The sequence below is a fragment of the Parvibaculum sp. genome, assembly GCF_035511255.1.
GTDB lineage: Bacteria > Pseudomonadota > Alphaproteobacteria > Parvibaculales > Parvibaculaceae > Parvibaculum.
In genome coordinates this window covers 1-3,219 of record NZ_DATKFR010000055.1, presented here as the reverse complement: position 1 = coordinate 3,219, position 3,219 = coordinate 1, and the positions used below count along the sequence as shown (strand labels likewise).

2 protein-coding genes and 1 pseudogene are annotated in these 3,219 nt (G+C 65.8%); all 3 read right to left on the bottom strand.

The features are described 5' to 3' along the window. Positions 1-854 (bottom strand): annotated as a pseudogene (locus tag VMR03_RS01815) (hypothetical protein); the annotation flags it as partial. Positions 855-1,043: 189 nt separating this feature from the next. Further along, positions 1,044-2,048: an amidohydrolase family protein gene (locus VMR03_RS01810; RefSeq protein ID WP_325401689.1), complete on the bottom strand. Its 1,005-nt coding sequence runs from the start codon at positions 2,046-2,048 to the stop codon at positions 1,044-1,046. Positions 2,049-2,152: 104 nt separating this feature from the next. Beyond that, positions 2,153-3,219, bottom strand: a 1,067-nt coding sequence (locus VMR03_RS01805) for a carboxylesterase family protein (RefSeq protein ID WP_325401687.1), incomplete at its 5' end; no start/stop codon positions are given.

The window sequence follows — 3,219 nt, the reverse complement described above, 5'->3', positions numbered from 1 at the left end:
TCGCCCCGTTGCGTGCGCGTGTCGTCCCATTGCACGGCGAAGGCCCTGAACAGGCTCTGGAAAAAGGCGGCGCGCTGCGTGTGGATGTCGGTATAAGTCAGCGTGACCGTCAGACCTTCCACATGGACGACGAGGACATGCGCGTCGTTCGTGCCGATGTCGTTCTGGATGACGAGCTTGCCGCCCGCCCGCGTCGCGGTGGTGCCGAGGCCCGGATGATCGAATTTGAGCGGCGCCGTCTCGCTGAGACCGCGCATGAAGGCGGCGACCCGCGTCCGGTCGTCCTCGTCGATGCGCCAGACGCGGGCGCCATCGATGCTCTCTTCGGACAATTCGCCCTGCAGCGCATTGAGCGCCTTGTGGAGGTCCATCACCAGAATATGAAGGCTGTCGCCGCGCGCCCGGTCGGCGAAGGTGATCGCGTCGATGATCCCGGCCGGGATGAGATCGCCGTCGAACGAAGGCAGGCTCGTCGCCAGCGCCGCCTCGCGCTTCGCAAAGCTCTCGTCGTCGAGGACGTCGGCCAAAGCCAGCGGCGCGCGCATGGCCGCGATGCCGTCGAGAACGGCCCGACGAAGCGCGCCCGCGCCGGGCAGGTGAAGCGCGCCATCCGCCTCGCGTCGCGCCGCAGCAAGCGCGCCGTCGAAAGCCGCATCCGAGACGCCGGCGGCCCTGCGCTCGGCGGAGAGATCGGACGCCGGCAGGTCCGGCCGGTCGGCACGATGTTCGGCCGTCTGCAACAAGGTCAGCAGAAATTTCACGCGGTCGTTCGCGGCCAGTGCCTGCGCCAGCAAATCCGGCAGCAGCAGCGCCCGCTCGCCGAGTTCGTCCATCATCAGACTTTTGACAGGCACGCCCGCATTCTCCCACCATCGGATTGGCGGAAATCACTATCGGCGCCCGACGGCGTCGCCGCCTTGATCCGTCTCAATCCCCGCGATCATTGCCAAGGGCTACGGAGGCTCCGTGACGATGCAATGACGGCGGCCCGGCCGCGCGAAGGCCGATTGTCGCAGTGGCGATGAAAAGCTGACGATATCCGCCTAGGCGTTGCGCGCCGCCAGGGCAGCGATGCGAGGGAAGAGCCGGAGGGCATTCTCCCGCGCGATGACGCGGCGATCCTCCTCGGTGAGCTCTCCATTGGCCTTGAGCGTCTCGACATTGCGGGCGACGGCGAATTCGGGCGAGAAGGGCCAGTCGCTTCCGAAGAGGATCTGCGAGATCGGAGCGATCCGGCGGAGCCCCGAGAAGACGACCGGATGCGCGGAGAGCGCGACATCGTAGAAGAGCCGCTCCAGCGTCTCGAAAACCTCGGCCTCGCTCGCGGGGCGCGGGTTGAGGAACGGCAGATTGGCAAAGGCGGCAATGCGCGCGACGAGCGCCGGAAGCGCCGCGCCGCCATGAGGGACGATCACCTTCATCCGCGCGCAGCGTTGCAGCGTACGGGAATAGAGGAGATCGACAATGGTCCGCGTCGTGTCGATCGGAAATTCGATCATGGGCGCGGGGCGTCCGAGCCCCACCTGCTCGAAACAGGCCGGGTTCGTCGGATGCAGAAAGACGACCGCCTCGCGACGGTCGAGCTCGTCGAAGACGGGCGCGAAAGCCGGATTGCCGAGATAGAGCCCGTCGATATTCGTTTCCAGCACGACACCGTCGGCGCCGAGCCGGTCGAAGGCGAAGGCAATTTCATCGAGCGCCGCCGGAACGTCCGGCATCGGCAAGGTGGCGAAATATCCGAACCGCGCCGGATGCGCGCGCATGAGATCCGCGCCCGCCTCGTTGATCTCGCGGACCAGCCCCTTTCGTTTGGACGGTTCGAGAAAATGAGTGGCGGGCGACGACAGGGAGATCATCGCGCTCGCGATACCGTTCCGGTCCATCATCTCGAGCGCCGCCCCGACCGACCATTGCGGCACGGGAAAGCCGCCGTCGAGCGTCGTCATGCCGGCGCGGGACAGCGCCTCGGCGTAACAAGGCGGCAGGAAATGCGCGTGAACGTCGACCTTGTGATCGAACCCACATCCGCAGGCAGTTGTATCGGCCATTGCTAGTCCTCACTGTCGAATTTCAGCCCGCACGTTCATTCTCCCGCGCGGCGCGGAGAAAATGTGACGATATACCTCAGTTTTTTCGCGGAGGGCCGGGCTCCTCACCTGCCGGGTAAGCGCCGGCATCGCGCCGCAAGCCGGACCAGTCCAGCCACCAGCCTCGCCACGCCGGGCGACATGCGGGCTTTAACGGCGCGCCAATCCGCGGGCAATACGCCTTCCTTGCGGAAACTTTCGATGAAGGCAAAGCGCGCGGCAACCGTCTCGGGTGCCGCCGCGGAGTTCCGGCTGAGGTGCATGACGTTCGAGCCCGCACCTTCATAAAGGGGCCAGCGGGGAAGCCCTTCGCCATTAGGATCACCGGCCCGCGAGAAATTGATCCAGTAGAGACGCATCAATCTCGAAAATGCGCGATCGCCGGCTTCGGGCGCTGCGCCCTTCGCCCGGAAAGCATTCTCCGTGAGATTGCCAAAGACAAAAGGAATGTCCGCCGTGTGGACCGGCCTCGGACTGAAAGCCGAGGCATAATGGAACTCATAGAGATAGGCGGGCGCGCCCTTTGCGCGGTGAGCGCCGCCCCAACTCCATATCTGCTGCGAGATCACAAGATCGCCGATGAGCATATCGGCCGAACGTCTGGCCTCACGCCTGTCGCGCGACGGGTAGACGGTATCGAAATCCGCCATGCGCGCTGCGCCGAATTGACGCGCGGCCGCAGCGCGAAAACGCGGGCCCGTGGTCGGCAATCCGCGGCTCGTGAAATAGGCATGCTCGTCCCTGTTCCAACCGGCAAGCAACGGAACCGGCGTCTGTTTTCCCTGCGCGAAAATCCGGCCCGGCACGTCGGGCAGGACATACCCGTCGACGGATGGCGAGAAGGCCGTCACGCCGGGATCGGTGAGAAAGTTCCAGGCGCCGGCCACGTTGACGCGCGACGCCGGCATCGCGCGCATGTCTTCGATATCCGCCGCGCCGAGCTTGCGCATCAGCGCGAGACCGCGTGCGCTGGCTTCCTCGGCGCTCGCCAGCGGCCCGTGTTCGGAATCCCACCACGCGCCGCTCTGACCGATGGCGCGATGGAAAAGCCCATGCGCGAGGGGCGAGGCCATCAGAAGGCCGATTGCATGCGCGCCGGCGGATTCGCCGAAGATCGTGACGCAATCCGGGT